Source organism: Pradoshia sp. Z3_51, from assembly GCF_058215915.1.
The window spans coordinates 297,875-320,235 of record NZ_JBZAJC010000003.1; the positions used below are offsets into that span (position 1 = coordinate 297,875).

Genomic DNA, 22,361 nt, shown 5'->3' on the forward strand with positions numbered 1-22,361 from the left:
CATTTATTGTCAAACAGATCATGATCTGTTTTAACTTAAATCAGCTTTTTACGGCACCTAATGTCATACCCTGTACAAAAAAGCGTTGTAGGAACGGGTATACTAGCAGAATAGGAACAATAGTGACAACTGAAATCGCCATTTTGATGGATTCCGGTGATACAGATGAAGCAGCTGCTTCACCGCTCGAAGTCCGATAAGCATTAGGATCACTGGCACTAACAGTCGTATTTTGTAAGATTTTCATTAATTCATATTGCAAGGTTGTTAAACTCTCATTTGAACTATTATATAAATACGTATCAAACCAGGAATTCCATTGACCAACTGCTACAAATAAAGCAATTGTCGCTAAAACGGGCGTACACAGCGGCAATACAATTCTCCAAAAAATAGTAAAATCATTAGCGCCATCAATTTTTGCTGATTCCTGTAAGGCATATGGCAATCCATCCATAAAGGACCGAACAATGATGATATTGAAGGCATTAACCATACCAGGCAATACATACACCCAGAATGTATCGATTAAGCCTAAATCTCTCATAAGCATATATCCAGGAATTAATCCCCCAGAGAAATACAAGGTTAAAACCAAGATCGTTGAAACAAATTTACGTCCACTAAAATCAGCACGACTTAAAGTAAAAGCCACCATTGCTGATGATAATACTCCAAGTACAGTCCCGATTATGGTACGAAGTGTTGAATTAACAAATCCTGTTACCAAATTATCGTACTGAAAAATAGTTTTATAGTTTTCCAGCGTAAACTCTCTTGGGAATATCGTAATTCCCCCTCGAATCGTGTCATTCGACTCATTAAAGGATATAGCCAATACATTCAAAAATGGATATAGGGTAACGACGAATACAAGTGTTAGAAAGATATAATTACAAATATCGAATATTCGGTCGTCCCGGCTGGGTCTCACGTTAACTCCTTTGCTACTCACTATCTCACCCCATTACATTACACTTTGGTTTGTAAATCTCTTGAAAATGCCATTTGCTAAGAATAATAAAATGATGCTGACTAAAGAATTGAATATCCCAATTGCCGTACCATACGAGAATCTTCCAAGACCAATACCGTAGTTTAAGGCATATAAATCTAAAACCTCTGCATAATCAACAACAGTAGCATTACCCAGCAAGAATTGTTTTTCGAAGCCAATGGAAATCAAATGACCAATCGATAAAATCAAAACAACCAAGATGGTCGGCCGAATACCAGGTAAGGTAATATGCCATATTTGCCTCAAACGGCTTGCTCCATCCACCTTTGCTGCTTCATATAATTGAGTGTCAATTCCAGCCATGGCCGCTAAAAAGATGATTGAGTTCCAGCCCATCTCTTTCCAAAGGTCGGATAATGTAACAATGATCCAGAATAAATTTCCCTGTGTCATAAATTGATAGGGTTCATCCAAAATACCTGTTGTAGTCAACAACTGATTGATGGCTCCCCCATCGACCGAAAGCATTTTTGTTACAATCCCTGCTACTACAACCCAAGAAACAAAGTGAGGAAGGTATGATACAGTTTGGATCGTTTGTTTAAATGCCTTCTTACGTATTTCATTAATACAAATGGCAAATATAATAGGGATAACAAATCCAAGTATCAGACCCATTAAGCTCATTGCAAGCGTATTACGTAAAGCAAGAAAAAACCTCTCGTCCTGAAAGAGTGCAATAAAGTGGTCAAATCCCACCCATTCCTGTTCCATAAATGATCTGGCTGGCTTGAAATTTTGAAAAGCCATTGTCCAACCCCATAAAGGGATATAGTTAAAAACAAACACCCACGCAACAAATGGCAATGACATAAGGTACAAATACTTTTGATTTTTTATTGACGTCCACATTCTTTGCGTTCTTGTAGGAGCTGCCTTCATAATTGTATGCGCTTTCTTTTCTGCCGTCTGCATTGATACCTCCCCCTTTTCTTACATTAATGATAACCGAATCAAAAAGGTGGTAATACCATACAGATTTAGGAGAAAATCAGGTGAAAATTTTAGATATGCAGTTCATATATATGCAAGGTAAAATAAAAAAGCCAAAGCATTCATCAACATAGCTTTGGCAAGGTACTATTACCCAGTATGATTTCGGTAGGCAGAAGGTGAGATCCCTTCATAATTTTTGAACTTTCTATGAAAATAATCAACATCGGCATACCCAATTTTTTCGGCAACCTCATAAACCTTTAAACCTTTTTGTAATAATATTTTTCCATTTTCAATACGGACCTTATCTAAATACGTATTAAAATATTCACCGGTATAATTTTTAAATAATTTTCCAAGATAGGCACTATTATAATTGAATACCCCAGCAAGACTTTCCAACCGGAGATTTTGATTATAATTCTTATGAATTAAATCAATCATTTTCTTCATTTGTGTACCGGTCAACCCATTATCAATTCTTTTTATAATAGACTCAAACTGTTGAAAAATATATTCGATTAAGTCAGACATAGTTTCGATTTTATAAATATCAGTGGCACAATCATTAACCTTCATTGAATCTAAACCAATGGAAGAATTTAATTGCAACAGCTTATTCATTGTATGGGTATAGATGTAAATAAACTGTTTCTTTATTTGCTGTTCCGAAAAATCTCGATGCATCATTTCTCTTCCAAGTTCATCTATAACAGTTCTGCAAGTATCAATATTAACAACATCTATCGCATAATAAAGGCGGTTTAAATATTCATCTAGCAGTAGTTCTTCTTTTAAAATCCCATGGGCGCTATCCAACTCTTTTCTATGGCTCTTTGTTAATATTTGTCCTTTTTCAAAATAAAATTGATGTTTAATCAAGGTAAGTGCTGTTTGATAGGATTCCTGTATACCGTATACACTCGGCATAAATTCTCCCAATGCAATACTTTTACAAAACGGATGAATCTGTTTCATTAATTTTTGCTTGATCATGTCAGTCCGAGAAATAAATGAATAATCTGATCTCAAATAAACAGCTGCATACCCATTTATCGTAAAAACAACGCCCTTTTTACAATCCTCGAAGAAGGATACTAACTCTGATTTTATTTTTTTCTGCCCATTCTCATAGCACTGAATTAATAAAATTTGACATCCGCTATCCTCCAATTCAAACTTATGAAGATTTTCTTGAACATTAGCCATTTCTTTAAAATCATTCAGACATAAGGAAGCGAGAAATTCATCCCTTTCGTGACAGTACTCAGCCTGAATCAAACTGGACCATTGTTTCCTTTCCTCAATATTTTGACGCAAGTCAATCAGGTACTGAATCAACTCCTCCTCGTCAATTGGCTTAAGCAAATAACCCGCTGTTTTTGCTTTGATTGCCCTTTTGGCATAAGCAAAATCTGAATAGCCACTCAGAACAATAAAAGAAATATCATTATCCTCTGCACGTATTAACTCAATAAGGGAAATACCATCCATCTCTGGCATACGAATATCTACAATCATTAAATCGGGTTTACACCGGCAGTATTCCTCATAGCCTTCCTTTCCATTTCTAGCCAATGCAATGATTCGAAAACCATATTCCTCCCAATTGATCAGAGTTTTTAAGCCTTCACGAATCATAGGTTCATCGTCAACAATCAATACATTAAACATGGCTATCTCTCCCTATTGGAATTCTAAATTGTATAACGGTTCCTTTATTAAGCTCACTTTGAATAGAAAGACCATATTCTTCTCCATAAATGAGCACCATCCTTTGATGGACATTCCTCAGCCCTATATGTTTCCCCTCTTCTTGATGGTTAATGGATTGAAGAATATCCATTAACCTCTGTTCCGAAATACCAATCCCATTATCAGAAACGATGATTTCTAAATCACACTCTTTTTTCTCGATTGTCACCCACACTTTTCCACCGTTATCTAATAAATCGAATCCATGAATAACAGCATTTTCAACCAAGGGCTGAATGATTAATGGCTGAATCAGCACGGTCAAAGCTTCTTCTTCTATATCCAGCTCATATTCCAACCTGTCCTGATAGCGGAATTTCTGTATTTGCAAATAGAGATTCACCATTTCCAATTCTTTTGACAGAGGAATTTTTTGACCCTGAATCTCCAAGCTGTGGCGCATCATTCTGCCAAGCATTTTTACAACATTCGCCACATCCTTCGCTCCCTCCATATGGGCTTTCATCCGAATAGACTCTAATGTGTTAAATAAAAAATGCGGGTTTATCTGGCTGGCCATCATTTTAATTTTGATTTCATTTTGCCTAATTTCCAACAGACTTTTCTGCCTATTCGTTTCCTCCACCTTGGCAATGAGCTCTCGCAGATTTGCCACCATTCGATTAAATTGCTTGGATAATGTACCAATTTCATCTTCCCCATCCACTTCAATCATGCTTGATAAATCACCGGCTGAAACCAAATCTATTTGCTTGCTCAATTTAGAAACCCGCTTAGAATAAAGGATTGATACAATCGAAATTAATACGCCAGCTAATGTAAATCCAAGCAGGGTAACAAAAAAACCCATCATACTGATGTTATTGGCATCTTTCATCATTTGGTCTTCTGTCATAACTGATATAATCCGTAAATGATCTTGACTTTGTTCCAGTAAGGAATCCTCCATAACCACAGATTTTTTGCCATTTAATTTACCTTCATAAACTTTGAATCCATCCTCTTCACTTACCTTTTCTAATGAAGGGATGACACTGGAAAGCTTTTGTCCCATATGCTTTTTCTGATTGGAGGCTACAATATTATTCTCCTCATCAACAATCATTGCCCTCAGGGTCTCCTGATTCAATATCCATTCCAACTCTGAAGTATTCACTGTTATAACAAGCGCCCCGTATGTATTAGTCTTAAGAAAATTAATACGTCTCACAAGTGATAAATAGGGCCCATTATCCTTAGTTGAATCATTGACGTAATACCATCTCATTAAATCAGGATTTTTCGTTGTTTCCTGATACCATTCTTCTTTTTTTACCTCTTCATCAATAGGTATAAATTCCCAATTATTTAACATCGTTGGATTATCCATGAAAAATCGAATTGTCGAGATTTCATTATAGTATTCAAGGTAATATGTAAATAGCTTATAATTTTCATAGGCTTCTACAACCTGATAACGCGAATCATAAGAGGTATTTGCGACCGTATCCAGCTGCTGATCAAACTGAAGGTTGTCAGATATATAGATTGGTACTTTTAAAACCTCAGCCGTTCTCTTTTTCATTCGTTCCATATTCATTTTCGATTCACTGATGGCGTCTTCAATAGCTCCATTTCGCAATTGCTGAGTTAAATATAGACCAACTATACTAATCGGAATCGCTACCAGAATAACCAGGGATATAATCAACTTATCTCTTAATTTCATATTATTTAATTTGCGAGTAATATACGCTATCATCAACGAACCTCCAACAAATAGTAAGCGCTTACATATATAAATATATTATACATGAGATTTTTTAAAGAATTTTCCAAATAAAGTGGTATATTTTTTATGATTTTTCATGTCATAATTAGTGATTATGCAAAACCTCATGGTAATAACTCCTATTTATTTTATATTTATCCATATGCTCACTCTATACCAATTATCGATAAACGTAAAAAAACACTATATTTGACTATAGTGTTTTTTTCTCCTATTACTCTATTGTTAACCAATGAATAGCCACTTCATCTTTAAATAAGAGATAGATATCTTCTACCTTGTCCTCTTCGATGTCCATGAATGATTTTTCCACTGTAGTCCAAGCTTGATACCCACCTGTACTTGGAACCTGAAGGGTACATAAAAGCTTTCCATTCGGCTTACATGTCCTCACTTCAATATCGGTTTGCTTTCCGCCATTGGCCAACCGTATTTTCATCATTCTGTTATTTGCTTTTATTTTAACGTCTTTATACATAATCCAACCACTAAAGCCAATACTTTGAATTGCATGCCGTCCTTCTAAGCACTCAACCATTTTGACTGAGTAATAATCATCATAATGAACAGAGTTTACTTTGCCCTTCAATGTTCTTTCTGTACGGGTTTCTCCTGTTATTTCAACTGTTTTTTCCAACTGAATAGCTTTGGATGAACTGCCCAGCATGACTGTATATGTTCCATCCTCCAATAGAAAACGTTCTTCTGCCACATCCCAGTATGCCAGATCCTTTACCTCTATTGATAAGATTATTTTTTTAGTCTCTCCGCCTTTAATATGCACCCGTTCAAAGTCCCTTAACGTTTTAATAGGCCGAATTACTTTAGACTGATTACATCGCACATACAACTGGACCACTTCATCACCATCCAGATCACTTCTATTGCTGATCTCTGCCGTCACATGTAAAACTTCTTCTTTCGTTACACTTTCTTTCGATAGTTCCAAATTTTTATATTCGAACTGTGAATAAGATAATCCATGTCCAAAAGGGTACAATACTTCCCCATCAAAATACTGATAGGTACGCTTTCCTTTTATAATGTCATAATCCATAATTTCAGGCAGCTGGTTGACAGATTGATACCATGTCATTGGTAAACGTCCCGCTGGATTGTAATCCCCAAACAACACATCAGCTATTGCGCGGCCTAGTTCCGGTCCTGCATGAGATGTATATATAATGGCAGGTACATGTTCATTAACCCAGTTAACAGCATAAGGATAGCTTCCAACAATAACAACGACGGTATTTGAATTAACCTTAAGTACTTCTTGGATGAGCCTTTCCTGAGCAGGCGGCAATGTCAAATCCGGACGATCAATGCATTCCTTTCCATTTATAAAAGGATTATTACCAGCAAAAATGATAGCTGTATCTGCTTTGCTTGTCTCTTCCACAGCTTTTTGGATACCATCCTCGGTTATGTTATAGGAGAACAATGCGGCAGGCATACCTTCGGCCTGAATAATGGATCCATCATCAGACAATTGGATAGGCTGGTTATCCCAGGAAAGAATCTCCATGCTTTCTTCCTTTTGAGAAAAAGTAAATACTTCTTTTACAAACCACCCTTTTGCTTCATCAGCGGTAGCCTTTAAATGAAGATCGTCATCTACGGTAATGAATTTGCCATTTTTCTCAGAGCGAAGCGTCTCACTCCCCCATCCCCAGTCCGTATGAATCAATACATCTCCTTCATTCTCACTTGCAAGCAAGAAGCCGGTATCAGGGTTAACCCCTATCGATTTTCCGCTTTCCGTAATACTGAGCCTTATGCGATTGCTTCCATCAGCGTAGGGAATTGTTTCACCGATTTTTCCCTTGATACCTTCAAGCGGTGTGATTGAATAAGGTGGTGTACCGCTGTACCAATCGGTTAACACTTCATCTGCCAAAGGACCGATTACGGCAACCTTTTTATTTTTCAATGGAAGGATTCCATTATTTTTAAGCAATACAATAGATTCCCGGGCAGCCTTCAAAGATAGCTCATAATGCTCCTTACTGGCTAATTTTTCTGCAGAAACATATGAATAAGGATTCTCCCCATCAGAATCAAACTCACCAAGACGAAATCTCACCCTAAAGGTGTTGCAAAGAGCCTTATCCAAATCTTCTTCCAATAGATATTCCTGTTCCAAAGCATCACGGATGGCTCGTACCGTTATGTCCTTATCATCTGTGATATTGTCAATTCCATTTTTAATGGAGTATGCAACCGCCTTTGAATAGGATTCAACATAGTGATGCTCATTAACTGAACCAAGTACATCTCCAGCATCACTTACAACAAAGCCATCCATTCCCCATTCCTTTTTTATAATCTCGTTAACATCAGGATTCATATTACATAAAGTTCCATTAACAGCATTATAGGCAGTCATGATCGATTGTGCTTTTCCTTCTTTAATTTGCCTTTCAAAAGCTTTCAGATAATATTCATTTAAATTACGGGGATCGAGACTGACTGAGCACTCTCCACGGTTAACCTCGTTATTATTTCCCAGAAAATGCTTTAATGTAGCGGCTGTCTTCAAATAAAATAGATGTTCCCCCTGCATACCCTTGATTAATTCTGTTGTCAGTTTACCAGTTAAGCAAGGATCTTCCCCATAGGCCTCTTCGGTTCTACCCCATCTTGGATCCCTTTCCATATCAACCGTTGGAGACCAAATTGTTAATCCATTATGTTCTGGATCCTTTTGATAAAAAATTCTCGCCTCATCTCCAATGACAGAGCCAATTTCCTTCATTAGATTTACATTCCATGTACAGGCCAAGCCGATATTTTGCGGGAACACGGTAGCTTCCCCCAGCCAAGCAATACCATGAGCTCCTTCTGTTCCATGCTTATATTTTTTTATTCCCAATCTCGGAACAGCATCTTGGTACTGACACATTTGATTAATTTTTTCTTCCAATGTCAGCTGAGACACCAGATCTTTCACCCTGTCCTCTAGTAAAGCTTTTATATTCTGAAAGAGATATGTATATTCCGTCTTCATCTTCAACTCCAACTCCCATCAACAGATTCTTTTTCTTATCAAAAACAAATAATCGATTAAAAGCCCAGCCTTTATTTAGGTTGTTTTTTCTTCTATTGTGTCTAAGCCACTATCTCTAGTTTGATTTTGATAGTGTATGGTTTTCTCAATAATCCGATAGAAAAAGCTAAAGGATAAAAACGCCAATATCGTTCCGGTAAAGAATGGCCATAAAAACGTAAAACCAATGCTAATATAAATTAATATCGCAGTGACCATGACTACCCCAAGGGTTGAAATCGGTCGTCCAACGGACATGATGAAAGAATTTTTGATAGATTGTAAGAGCCGATCGTGAATATGAACGGTATAGCAGCAAAAATATAAAGTCCATGTTAGGAGAATCATCGTAAAAAAAGCATAGAGAACAAGAAATATAACGGACTGTTGACTGACAAAACTAATATAATTCATAATCCAGCCAGCCCACATAAGGGTAAACACGATTCCCCCTATGAAACTCCTGAAATAGTTTTCCTTATAATAACGAAGAAAGGAAGTGGCAATCGGAATATCGCTTTCTCCCATCACCCATTTCCGTACAACTCCAAACAAAGCGACAGTGGAAGGGAAAGAGAAAATTGGCACTAACCCCATGATTAAAAGAAGAATATACGTGATATTTAAATATTCAGCATTCAATAAGCTTAAACAAAAATATAAAACAGGAAGATTTAAGAAAATCCATATGATATTTGACCAAGCCAGTCTGACAACCCATAAGCATACTCGATATGTCCCACCCAAAACTCCTGAATTCATTACCCGTCCCTCCTTATTCCTTTTGTTTAAATGTAAGTGTAGTATTTTCTCCTGCTTTTAAATTTATTTTCCATGTATCTCTTTGATTATTGTTTAAAAACCAATTTCCTTTTTCTTCTTCAATTGAAAGAGAGATTTCCTGATTTATATCTGAAAGTAAGGTACAGGAAAGAATTCCTTCTTCTAAATCCCACTCCATAGTCGATATCTTCATTCGTTTACGACATAAAATGCCCTCGACTGCTCCCTTTGTTAAGTTCTTAGGGATAGCTGGCAGCAATTCAAGTTTCCCAGGCAATGAAAAAACCAGGAGATTTACCAGAAGCTCAGGAATACATCCATTTGCATCAACATTAAACACATTAAAATGGTCATAATGAGCTGTCATTAAACTAGGATAGATAGCTCCGCCAGCTGCCATCATCCGGATAATATCAATCACAACATCTCCCATTCCTAATCTGGCAGCCGATAATCCTGCATGCATACGGCCATGAGACGAAGTATCGGTGTCAGGGTTATATAGCCAATGTTCCATTTTTAGCTCCAATGCCCGTTTGGATGCCTCCCAAAGTTCAGGAGTCTCGGTATCGGAAAATTCATAGCTTTGAAAAAGCGGATATAGGTGAGAAAAATGCCGATGGTTATAGTTATCATCATGATCCCATACAGCCCACTCCTTCAATGCCCCATCCTCATTAATCAGGTACGGCGGCATTTTTTCTATCATTTGCTGCCAATGATGTATAGATTCTTGATAAATTCCAAGCTCCCTGCAAGCCTCGATTGTATGATTTAAAACCTCTTTCGCTACGGCAATATCCTGAGTACTATTAAACGCGATTCCATTTTCAGCGGAATAAGAGGGATTAAAGACATATATTCCTTCTTCCTCATATAAAAAGTCCTCATAAAAGGCTATGATTTCTAACATAAACGGTAATGCATGTTCTCGTAGGAACTGCTGATTTCCAGTATACAAATAATAGTCATACAGCCAATGAGCAAGCCATCCTCCCCCGCACGTCCAAAAAGCGCCAAAAAACGTATCGCATTCTCGATCTCCCCAGAAAGATTCTCCCCAGTGCAAATGCCTTCCATGGCTTGAAGCCCGAACACCTGAGAGAATGCCTCTACATCCAAAGAGCATCCTGGCATTATAACGAAAATCTTCCATATAAGAATCGAGCAGGGCTGTATATGGGTGAATGCCTTCAAGCATATTACAGCTAAAAACAGAAGCCATGGCCAATTGCAAATTAGTATCTAACGTATAATCAGATGACCAGGAAGGCTCCCATGTTCCCGTCCATATCCCCTGAAGATTTGGCGGACGTACACCGGCACTGCAGATAAACATATATCTTCCTGCATCAAATAATCTCTCTAATAATGCCGGTGGTACACTGGAAGTTTCCTTAACATCCGCCAGTAGTTGATCGGTACTCCAGCCTCTTTTTTCTCCGCCATTTAAATTTAAGGAGACACGGTTAAAGACTTCTGAGTGTTTTACTTGATGGGAATCGAATAATGCTTCATATGTATCGGAAAAACCGGAAAATAAGGACGATACCTCTCTCACCATATCTTCATTGTGTTCGGCGAATGGAATAATTTTCATTAATATCAGTAACTTACTGGCATTCCTTGCTTCAATTGAAGTAGGCGTGCACTGTATCGATCCATCACAATTTTTTATGTGCACAAAGGTATAGTATCCGCCTTTTCCATGTACGTAATCATGAGTTCCAACTAACACGTCATTAGAGAGGCATTCATATCTAGACTTTATTAAAGGATGATTGTTTTCATCTATGGTTAAACAAGTTAACGGCAGATGTTCATCCATTTTAATACTTAATGCTATAAGCTGATCGGTTCTTGAGGAAAAAAGGCGGCGCTGAAACCTATTTCCATCATTCTCCCATGAAGAACCAATCTCTCCCTTTTCAAAATCTGTATAACGGCAGTATTCACGCAATCCTTCCGTTTGGCTTTGTTCAATATTTAGAAAGAATCCAGGATGGAATGGGTCTGTGTCCACGATTGTATGTCCCAGTTCTTCCCCTTTTTCAATAAAGAATTGATGGGATGCTCTATAACCATCACTCTTGCTGATTCTTCTCACATCTTCTAAATAAAAGGACATATCTGGCATGGTCTGTGGCGAGCCGGTTGGAAGAAATAATTCCGCATGGTTCACAATAATCGTTTCTTTGTGTGGCTGCCCATAATGTATGGCTCCCAGCTCTCCATTTCCACATACATTCGCAAATTCCCATTTATCAGCAGGCTTATCGCTATATGTCCAATGCCTGCTGAAGCCTCTCAATGGTTCACTTCCCACTTTCCTTCACCCCATTCTTACTAAGAAGAGGACAGCTTCCTGTCCTCTCTCCATTAAATCTTAGATAAAATAACAACATCTCTGCCTGAGATTGCTATTGAACCGGAGTATTCCCGTTGATGAATCAAATCAAAATAGGAGTCATCCACCTGAATCATTTCCTCATTTTCATTATGGTTCAATATAAAAATGATCTCTTCACCATTCTTTTCGCGTCTTGATACTTCAACTCCTTTTGGAGCAGTAAGCACCGGCTTCACATTTCGCTCTCTGCATACATTTTCCAGGAAATCACGAAGAAACTCAGGATCCACACTGGATGCAATATAGTAGGCATACCCATTACCATATTGATTCCGAGTAACTGCTGGCATTCCTTTATAAAAATCTTCACCATAGAAAGCTAATGCCTCAGCCCCTTCAAGGTGGAGAAGATCACAAAGCAATGAACATGAATAGGATGGCTGGTATCTATCTTTTTGAGAGGAAGCCATTAAAATATGATTCGTTTTTCCAGGCGGCAGAGCATCAATTTCTTCCACCCAAATCCCAAGTAAATGACGCAAATGGCCTGGATATCCTCCTCCTATGACTAAATCATGTTCATCGACTATGCCGCTGAAAAAAGTAGTGATAAAGGAACCCTCATTTTCAGTAAACGCTTCCGCTTTCTCTTTAAAACCAGCCTTGGTCATATAGAGAACGGGCGCAATGACAACCTCATACGAGTTAAAATCATCATTCTCAGCTATGATATCAACCTGAATATTTTGCTCAAATAACGCATGATAAAATTTCCATACCTCTTGTTCATAATTCAAATCTCTGCTTGGACCACTTGAAAGTTCCACGGCCCACCAGTTATCCCAGTCAAAAACAATCGCGACTTTCGCTTTCACTCTTGAATCGATAATTGTATCCCCAAGTGCAGTCAATTCTTTCCCCAGCTCAGCGCACTCTTTAAATACACGTGTATGTTCGTGTCCGGCATGATCAATTACGGCTCCATGGAATTTTTCACAGGCGCCAATAGAGCGACGAATTTGGAAAAACATCACACTATCTGCTCCATGAGCGACAGCCTGAAGACTTTGTAGGCGCATGACACCAGGCCGCTTTAGGGCATTATATGGCTGCCAATTTGTTACACTCGGTGTTTGTTCCATTAATATAAATGGTTCTCCTTGCTTCAATCCTCGCATTAAATCATGCCGCATTGCTTCCTTACTTACCGGAGATCCCACCTCAGGATAATTATCCCACGAGATAATATCCATATAGTTCGCCCACTTTTGATAATCTAACAGCTTGTATGTTCCCATTAAATTAGTGGTTACCTTTATATCAGGAGTGTATTTTTTGATAATGTCATATTCCAATTTATAGCATTCCAGCATACTATCAGAGTTAAAACGGCGATAATCGAGTGAAATCCCCTGAAAGCCTGTGTAATCTGAGTTTCCTAAATGCTCACTTAAATTATTTGGCAGGACAATTTCATCCCAGTCATAGAATGTATGTCCCCAAAATCGTGTATTCCAGACCCGATTTAATTCATCCAACGTGTTATATTTTCTTCTCAGCCAAACTCGAAATGCCTTTTCACAGTTTTCACAATAACAATCCCCTCCATATTCATTAGAGACATGCCATAGTGTGAGAGCAGGATGGTTTTGATAACGCTTAGCAATTTCCTCTACTAGTCTTGCTGAAAAGTGGCGGTAGGAAGAACTGTTCGGACAAGAATTATGGCGTAATCCAAATTTTCGTTTTCTGCCATCAAAATCCACACGTAACAAATCATTATACTTCCTGGCCATCCAAGCTGGGTGAACAGCCGTACTTGTTGCTAAACATGCATAAATCTTATTTTCTGCCAACAAATCCATCACTCTATCAAGCAATGAGAAATCGTATTCATCCTCTTTAGGCTGCAGCATAGCCCAGGCAAATACATTAATTGTCATGATGTCTATATCTGCGAGTCTTGTAATCCGCATATCCTCCTGCCAAATCTCTTCAGGCCATTGTTCAGGATTATAATCTCCACCATAAACAATTTTTTTAATTTGTTGGTGAATCATAGTTCAATCACTACCCTATTTTCATTTGCATGGATACATACACCCTGTTCTGTTTCTATACTTTCCCCGCCCTTAACAGCTAAGACGCTTTTTCTATTTCGAATGACGAGTGAATATGGTTTGGAAACTCTCTCCCCTTCTACGATTAACGCATTACCTGAGCGGGAAATCGTAATCCTGCACACATTCTCACCATTTTGGTTATAGATATGTGAGTTTACGGTTTTACCTTCTTCCAGTTCAAATAAATGAAAAGTTACTTCCTCTGCATAATCATAAACTGCTGTAGAATCAACAGAGCCTACCGCAATAAGAGAGTTTGGTTTTGCCATTAATGGTAATGTCATATACCCATGTTCCTCCGCCTGCCATGTTCCTCCGTCGACGACCTCATTTGTCAGGAAGTTTGTCCATTTACCCTTTGGCAAATAGTATGTTACTTTTCCATCTTCATTAAAGATTGGAGCAACTAATAGAGAATCTCCTAACATATATTGGCGATCTAAATAGTGGCACGATTCATCCTCCATATATTCAAGGATCATAGGCCTCATCATAGGAACACCAGTTTCCGCTGACTCACATGCCATTCTGTATAAATAAGGCATTAATGAATTTTTTAATTTTGTAAAAGTTCGTGTGACATCCACCGCTTCTTCATCATAGATCCAAGGAACCTTATATTCAGTATTACCATGATAACGGCTGTGAGAGGATAACAAGCCAAATTGAGCCCAACGCTTATACAAATCAGGTGTAGCTCCATGTTCAAAGCCCGCAATATCATGGCTCCAGTAACTAAATCCTGATAAGCCAAAAGACAAGCCCCCTCGTAATGATTCAGCCATCGAAGGATAAGTGGACCAGCAATCTCCTCCCCAATGGACAGGGAATTTCTGGCTTCCAACAGAAGCTGATCGGGCAAAGACAGCTGCCTCTCCCTTTCCAAGCTTTCTTTCTAATAACTCATAGACGATTTTGTTATATAAATACGTATAGTAATTATGCATTTTCTGCGGGTCAGAACCATCATGATAGACAACATCCGTAGGAATCCGCTCACCGAAATCTGTTTTAAAGCTATCTACCCCCATATCAATTAAAGCTTCAAGCTTTTCCTCAAACCATTTGCATGCTTCAGGATTAGTGAAATCTACAACCGCCAACCCCGGCTGCCACTTATCCCATTGCCAAACATGTCCATCCTTACGCTTAATGAAATAACCATTTTCCAGTCCCTCTTTAAATAATGGAGATTTCTGTCCGATATATGGATTAATCCACAAACAGATTTTTAACCCTTTATCCTTCAGCCTTTTCAACATGCTTTCCGGTTCAGGAAAAACGCGCTTATCCCACTCAAAATTACACCATTCAAATTCCTTCATCCAAAAGCAATCAAAATGAAAAACATCCAATGGAATATCTCTTTCCAGCATTCCATCGATAAAATGATTTACAGTCTCTTCGTCATAATCTGTTGTAAATGACGTACTTAACCATAGACCAAATGTCCATGCCGGTGGTAGGCTTGGCTTCCCTGTTAAAGTTGTATACTTTTCTAGTACATCCTTCATTGTCGATCCATTTATAATAAAATACTCCAGACTTTCACCTGGTACACTAAATTGTGCTTTAGAGACTTTTTCTGATCCAATCTCAAATGATACTTTCTCTGGATGGTTCACAAAAACTCCATAGCCTTTATTACTTAGATAAAGCGGTATATTTTTATAAGCTTGTTCACTGCTTGTACCGCCATCTTCATTCCATATATCAACCGTTTGTCCATTTTTCACAAACGGTGTAAACCTTTCTCCTAATCCATAAATTAATTCCCCAACATCTAATGTTAATTGTTCTCGCATATAGGGCTCTTTTTTATCAGTCAAAATATAGCTCATCCCCATACTTTGACTGGATACAATTCGTTCATCCCCAGAAAAGAAATCAATATTCCAATCCCCTTTTTTTCTAATAGAAGCCCGCAGATTTCCGCTCTGATACGATATCTCTTCATCCGCTTCCTCTATATAAACGTCTGGATTCTGTTTTGCCAGTTCAAATTCCGGCCCTCTCATCGGTGCTCCAATATGATGAAGCAGTTTGACAGAAATAACATCCTCAAGAGGTGAAGATAACTCAATGGTCATTAACCCTCCGTCCAATGTTTTTCCTCTATGTAGAATTTTTGTAAACGGAGCAAAAATCGATAGTTTATTACCATCTTTTTCCAGATCGTATACTTCCATTGGATAATGAAGCTGATAGCCTTCCTTATCCAGCCAATTCCCATTGCTAAATTTCATATATAATCACCCTTTTCAAAAATTGAGTTGCAGCATACCTCTTTAAAAAAGTAGATCGAAAAATCGAATTTGAGTAATCTGATTAGAATAAGCTCATTGCATATACCTGTTACTAAATTATTAGAACTTTCATCTGTCGAACAAAATTAATGCGCTTACATTTTTTTGTATCAACTAGCTCTCTTCCATTTTACAGAGGGAAATCAGGAGTGAACACCCTGTGAATTAAAGAAAAAATCAGGACAAAATTAGATTATTGTTTGTTAATTATCGTAAAAAATTTCACATATAGTACAGAATGGCGAAAAATGCCTAGAGGCTGAGTTTGCAGTAATCTTATTATTATTAGATAGATGTTCATCATGGGGATAAGGATAATGGGGAAAACCAGCTTTTAACCCTCTTTCAAGTTTGCCGGTAAATCATGAAGGTACCTTGAAATTTAAGTATAAAAACGAAGAGCATAGGCGCTCTTCTTTATAGCAAATTATAATATAATCCACCACAAAAGCTGGTTTCTTAATAAAAAGGGCCTATCCAAATTCGGATAGGCCCCTTATCATCTAGAGTTTTATTTCAATTCACCTTTAATCAAAGTCAAGAACTCATCAAATGGCATAGTCTCTGATTTCTGTTCTCCATACTTACGAACGTTAACATTACCATTTTCTTGTTCCTGATCTCCCACCACAAGCATGTAAGGGATTTTTAGCATTTGAGCTTCACGAATCTTATAGCCCATTTTTTCATCGCGTAGGTCTACTTCTACACGTAAACCTGCACGTTGAAGGCTCGCTTCAATTTCTTTTGCATAATCAAGATGAACATCCGGAGATACTGGAATAACCTGAACCTGAACTGGTGCTAACCAAGTAGGGAAAGCTCCTTTGTATTCCTCAATTAAGAACGCAACGAAACGTTCCATAGTTGAAACAACCCCACGGTGAATAACAACTGGGCGATGCTGTTTGCCGTCTTCTCCAACGTACGTAAGGTCAAAACGTTCAGGAAGCAAGAAGTCAAGCTGTACTGTGGAAAGAGTCTCATCTTTTCCAAGCGCTGTTTTAACTTGAACATCCAATTTAGGTCCGTAGAAAGCAGCTTCGCCTTCTGCTTCGAAATAGTCAAGACCCATCTCATCCATTGCTTCTTTCAGCATGGATTGAGCTCTTTCCCACATTGCATCATCATCAAAGTATTTTTCTTTATCCGCCGGATCACGGTAAGAAAGACGGAAGGAATAGTTCTCCATGCCGAAGTCTTTATATACTTCCAGAATCAAAGTAACAACACGTTTGAATTCATCTTTAATTTGGTCAGGACGTACAAATACGTGAGCATCATTTAATGTCATTCCACGTACCCGTTGCAGGCCTGCCAATGCACCGGACATTTCATATCTATGCATCATACCCAATTCAGCAATCCGAATCGGAAGCTCACGATAGCTGTGAATATCGTTTTTATAAATCATCATGTGATGCGGGCAGTTCATTGGACGAAGAACCAGCTGTTCATTATCCATATCCATTACTGGGAACATATTTTCCTGATAGTGATCCCAGTGGCCGGAAGTTTTATAGAGGTCAACACTTCCCATGATTGGTGTATACACATGGTCATAGCCAAGCTTTTGTTCCTTATCCACAATATAGCGTTCAATGACGCGGCGAATCGTTGCACCTTTTGGAAGCCATAACGGAAGGCCTTGTCCAATTAATTGAGAGTTCATGAATAAATCAAGCTCTTTCCCAATTTTACGGTGATCACGTTCTTTCGCTTCTTCTAACAGACGTAAATGCTCGTCCAAATCTTCTTTCTTGAAAAATGCAGTTCCATACACACGTTGAAGCATTTTATTATCGCTGTCTCCACGCCAGTAGGCCCCCGCAATATTCAATAGCTTAAATTCTTTAATTTTGCCAGTTGAAGGTACATGAACACCTCGGCAAAGGTCAAAAAATTCACCTTGTTCATAAATCGTTACAGTTTCCTCTTCAGGAATCGCATCAATCAATTCCAGCTTATACTCATCGCCAATTTCTTCAAATAGACGCTTCGCTTCAGCACGGCTGACTTCTTTACGGACAATATCAATATTCGCATTAATGATTTTCTTCATTTCTTTTTCGATTAAAGGAAGGTCTTCCGGTGTAATGGATTTCTCTAAATCCATATCATAATAGAAGCCGCCTTCAATTACTGGGCCTACACCGAATTTAACATCTTTATAAATACGTTTAACTGCCTGTGCTAATAAATGCGCTGTACTGTGGCGCAATACCTCCAGGGCTTCCGGTTGATCCGGAGTCACAATCTCTACTGACGCATCCTCTGTAATTGGTCGGCGCAAATCATATAATGCTCCGTTTACCTTTCCTGCAATTGCTTTTTTCTTTAATCCAGAACTAATGGAAGAAGCAATTTGCTCAGTTGTAATTCCAGATTCAAATTCCTTTACCGCGCCATCTGGAAATGTAATTTTGATCATTTCAGCCATGTGAGCCACTCCTTTTTCTACATAATAAAAAGCCCGTCCCTGATAAATTAAGGGACGAGCTATTGTATACTAAACAAACCCGCGGTTCCACCCAAATTCCGGTGCTGATGGTTCAGCTTTTCCGGCACTTGTATCTTTTAACGGAGTTCCCGTCAGCCAATAATCACCCAAATATGTTTTCCTGGCTGAAGTTCAAAGGCGGTAAGCATTTCAAGTCTATGAGGAAGCTTGCAGCCACTGGCTTCCCTCTCTGTTCACAGCTTTTTAAAACACTCATGTCCTTATCGTAACCTATCGAATTATAAACTTGTATGTAGGTTATTATAAAAGCTTATGAGGACAAAAGCAAGTCACTTTCTATTCTTTTATCATTATGAACGCTCTTCTACCTTTTTAACCTGTTCATGGAAGTAACTGATTCGGAATAAAAGGATTCTTTCCTCGAAAATTTTCCTCAATGTAGTGATTACACGATTATCCTCATCATCCGCATAAATATGAATTCGTTTCGGTGCTAAGGAAACCAGAGGTGCAATGGTGTTTGAATCAATAAACATAGGATTCTCAGCCATCAATTTACGGTCAATCACTTTAAGAATATCTTGTTTAGAAATTGGCTCAAAATATCGATTATAAAATTGAAATTCTTCATGATAAACTAAATGAATTTCATCAATCTGTGGATTCCGCTCCTCTATCAATCGTCTTAGCACAGAGATAAATTCCTGATAATCCTGCTCAAGCTTATACTCATCAATCGCAAATCCAACTAATGTAACAAGCGATTCATGGATATCCCTTAAACGGAAATTCCATAAGGATCGAAACGAAAAATCAATTCTTTGTTTAACTACTTCCTGCAGGAGATACTTGACTTGTTTTTTTAATTGTTCTGAAAGGTGATGGCTACCGCAGTAGGCAGCTTCACCATCCCACATGAGCAATGCGATTTCTGCAATCTGGCTAATTTCATCTTCATCCTCATATAAAAAGCGTTCCCGAATCACATCCCGAATTTTGCATTCCAGATGATAGGTAGAGAAAAATGTATATAAAGCATCAATGAGTGCGTGACAAAAAATTTCCTCCTGATCCGGGTCCCAAAGAAAGGAGACAGACTTTTGGCCATCCTTATGAACAGAATGAATTGCCTGTCGGATAAAAAAATCGCTGTTCTTAAATCGAACATGCCAATTAGCCTGTTCTTCCTGTGAATCAAAATACATCGTAAGCAACCCTATCCCTCCAGACTATCGGAACTCCTAGTTTTATGTATATGGGACATGGCAACCCTTTAGAATGGATGGATAAAATTAGATGTAAAATAAAAGCATCATGGCAGACTGTACAGAGCCGCTGTACTATTGCCTACATATCATATGAATTCCAGTCAATTTATTTCATGCCAGGTCTGTTAGCTTATTAAGGAATAGTAATATCTAAAAAGAGACAGCCCCTTTTTTGCGAGCTGCCTCTTTGCCAAACCTTTTATTCTCTTTAATCTCTACGATTTTTTCCGTCCATTTCAATTGGCTCCGTTAAATTACGGACTCTCTCCATGATCCTTTTACCTTTAACCAGTTCTTCATCTCCACGCTGAGAATACGTGAAATGGTGTTCCAATTGTTTCATGTTAAAATTGGAGGTGAAAAAGGTTGGAAGATTTTCATGCATTCGATATTGAAGGATCGGTCCCAGTACATCATCACGCGACCAGGCACTCATCGTTTCTGCTCCAATATCATCAATCATCAAAATAGGAACTTCCTTTAAGGCATCCACCTTTTGGTTATAGGAATTTTCCGCGAAGGACCCTTTTAATTCTCTTAAATATTCAGGCCAGTACACAATATGTGATGAAACGCCCTCTTCAGACAGTGCATTTGCAATCGCACCAAGCAAATAGGTTTTACCTACCCCAAATTCACCGTATAAATAGAGCCCTTTATGACCAGCACCATTTATATATGAGTCAACAAAATTCTTTGCCTTTTCGACTGCCTCCACACGTGCTTCGGTCGTATACTCATCCCAAATCAAATTAGAAAAAGAAGCCTCCACAATTTCTTTTGGTACATGGCTGGCACGGATCAGCTTACGTAATCGATTCTTCTCTTCCTGCCTGCGTTTTTTATGACAGGGTTCATACCGAACATCAATCCGTTTCCCCTGAATAAACAGGTGCGGATGATGACCCTGAAGAAGATTTTTACATTCAGATAAAGAAGGACATTCGTCACATGTCTTCGTTTGAGTGGAGAACTCGTAGAGCTTATTCATGCTTTTTTCAATCATGTCGCTTGTCAGCTGACTGCTATGTTCATTTATAAATAAACGGACATCAGGATCTTTTAAAACAATATTTCTCATTTCATCCAATCTTTGTTGAAAGTTTTCACGCTTCCCGAGCTGATTCAGTGCATCCTGTATATTTTTCATCCTTATACACCTCCTGTTTATTTAGAATTTTCATTTTGCAATTTTTCCTTGAGTTTTCTTACCCGCTCAGCAATTTCGGTGGATTGAGCAACTGGCTCTTTCTTCTTTGTTTCATCCAGCCAGTCAGGAACGATTTCCTTCCTCGCATTACCCGATGTGCGGCGTGTTGATTTATTTGTTTTCGTCTTTTTCTCATTAGCCCAGGTTTGGTATTTCTTATGCTCACTCAAAGCCATTTCATAGGCTTCACGTACGGTGGTGATATTTTTCCTCGCCCAGTGCGAAGCAATTGTCTCCACATAGTTTGATTGCAATTTCATATCTGATTTTAACATGACATAGTGCAGAAGGACATTAACGACTCCAGGAGGAAGCTTTTGATTGACCATGACCTTTTCTACAAGTGCCAGATCATTGTCGGAAGGCATTGCGCCTTGCGAAAGGCTAACTAGAAATTCCAACGGAGAGGTTGTTTCAAAAGTATACAGCAAATGCTCCTCGGGTGTTTTAGGTTCTATGATCGTACGTTCATACTCAGGCTGTTTCTGTTCAATCAATGTCGGCATTTCTTCACCATGATTGATGTGGAAAAACTCCCTTGCACATTTTCTAAGTTCGTCTATATCAATTTCATTATGTTGATTTTGACAGCGTAAAATCAACTTGCTCATATCCATTACATTAATTTTATATAAATACGATAGCATCGCGATGGATTCCATCACATTTGGAGTAAACGCTTTTCTCGATATAAAGCTGTTTTTAGCCGTCGCAAATAATAACTCGAAATCAAATTGCTCCATTAAATTATGGCTATATCCCTGTGGGTCCTTTGAGAAGAATTGCATGTTTTGATCAGTTTCCGAGCTGATGATTTCTTTTGGATTGCGAAATTCAGATGCAAACACCTCATTGAACGATTGTGTTATTTCCTCATAATCATCCGGTATACGTTTATCCGCAAACATCGTGAGCAGCCGTTCGTAATGTCTCTCTTCTAGTTTTTGCTTCAGATAAATAGGCAGCAAATCATCATGGAAAAATTTATCCGGACTTAAAGGACAAAGAATCTCATATATAAAAACATTACCTTCCGGAGTTGCTTTTTTATATGTTTTTAATAACCCGATTCCTTCAAGCCTTTTTCGGTATTGAAATATCTCATCCAAAGGTAAACCAAGTACATCCATTAACCAACGATGTGTCGTTTGTCTGGAATACATGTTACCTGTATTGACTTCGTTTAATAAGGTCATATACAAAGAAACAGCCAATCCTCCTACAAGTGGCTGATATAAATATTGAATCGATTTATGGTCCATTTCTGATAGCTTTTCTTTATATAGTACAACATATCTGTCTTTAGGATTTACAAACTTCCATGAAAATTGCATTGTCTACAAACCTTTCGTACTTCGGGTTTTTATAGT

At 38.2% G+C, this 22,361-nt stretch carries 13 protein-coding genes; all 13 read right to left on the bottom strand.

The genetic code is table 11. The features are described 5' to 3' along the window. Positions 1-40: 40 nt before the first annotated feature. Positions 41-955: a carbohydrate ABC transporter permease gene (locus tag AC4BHA_RS08615; RefSeq protein ID WP_066108832.1), complete on the bottom strand. Its 915-nt coding sequence runs from the start codon at positions 953-955 to the stop codon at positions 41-43. 12 nt (positions 956-967) lie between these two features. Continuing rightward, positions 968-1,900, bottom strand: coding sequence for an ABC transporter permease (locus tag AC4BHA_RS08620; RefSeq protein ID WP_225983735.1), 933 nt, complete (start codon positions 1,898-1,900; stop codon positions 968-970). A 201-nt stretch (positions 1,901-2,101) separates the two neighbouring features. After that, a complete protein-coding gene (locus AC4BHA_RS08625) occupies positions 2,102-3,628 on the bottom strand; it encodes a response regulator transcription factor (protein WP_490558445.1) in 1,527 nt (508 codons plus the stop codon). Beyond that, on the bottom strand, positions 3,621-5,411 hold the full coding sequence (locus AC4BHA_RS08630) for a sensor histidine kinase (RefSeq protein WP_066108840.1): 1,791 nt from the start codon (positions 5,409-5,411) through the stop codon (positions 3,621-3,623). The genes AC4BHA_RS08625 and AC4BHA_RS08630 overlap by 8 nt, the downstream gene beginning before the upstream one ends. Before the next feature lie 244 nt (positions 5,412-5,655). Further along, entirely contained in the window at positions 5,656-8,451 is a 2,796-nt protein-coding gene (locus tag AC4BHA_RS08635; RefSeq protein WP_490558478.1) for a glycoside hydrolase family 3 C-terminal domain-containing protein, read from the bottom strand. A 75-nt stretch (positions 8,452-8,526) separates the two neighbouring features. Then, positions 8,527-9,252, bottom strand: coding sequence for a YesL family protein (locus AC4BHA_RS08640; RefSeq protein WP_066108846.1), 726 nt, complete (start codon positions 9,250-9,252; stop codon positions 8,527-8,529). A gap of 13 nt (positions 9,253-9,265) precedes the next feature. Further along, complete coding sequence (locus AC4BHA_RS08645) at positions 9,266-11,599, bottom strand: glycosyl hydrolase family 95 catalytic domain-containing protein (RefSeq protein WP_490558446.1); 2,334 nt, start codon at positions 11,597-11,599, stop codon at positions 9,266-9,268. A gap of 53 nt (positions 11,600-11,652) precedes the next feature. Next, positions 11,653-13,683: a beta-galactosidase gene (locus AC4BHA_RS08650; protein ID WP_490558447.1), complete on the bottom strand. Its 2,031-nt coding sequence runs from the start codon at positions 13,681-13,683 to the stop codon at positions 11,653-11,655. After that, a complete protein-coding gene (gene yicI / locus AC4BHA_RS08655; protein ID WP_490558448.1) occupies positions 13,680-15,992 on the bottom strand; it encodes an alpha-xylosidase in 2,313 nt (770 codons plus the stop codon). Before yicI ends, AC4BHA_RS08650 begins: the two co-directional genes overlap by 4 nt. 571 nt (positions 15,993-16,563) lie before the next feature. Continuing rightward, complete coding sequence (thrS, locus tag AC4BHA_RS08660; protein ID WP_066108853.1) at positions 16,564-18,492, bottom strand: threonine--tRNA ligase; 1,929 nt, start codon at positions 18,490-18,492, stop codon at positions 16,564-16,566. A gap of 371 nt (positions 18,493-18,863) precedes the next feature. Beyond that, positions 18,864-19,718 carry a putative sporulation protein YtxC gene (locus AC4BHA_RS08665; RefSeq protein WP_254654738.1) on the bottom strand — a complete coding sequence of 285 codons (855 nt, stop codon included), beginning with the start codon at positions 19,716-19,718 and terminating at the stop codon, positions 18,864-18,866. A gap of 271 nt (positions 19,719-19,989) precedes the next feature. Beyond that, positions 19,990-20,931: a primosomal protein DnaI gene (gene dnaI, locus AC4BHA_RS08670; RefSeq protein ID WP_066108861.1), complete on the bottom strand. Its 942-nt coding sequence runs from the start codon at positions 20,929-20,931 to the stop codon at positions 19,990-19,992. A 17-nt stretch (positions 20,932-20,948) separates the two neighbouring features. Then, positions 20,949-22,325, bottom strand: a complete 1,377-nt coding sequence (locus AC4BHA_RS08675; RefSeq protein ID WP_066108866.1) for a replication initiation and membrane attachment family protein — start codon at positions 22,323-22,325, stop codon at positions 20,949-20,951. Positions 22,326-22,361 lie beyond the last annotated feature (36 nt).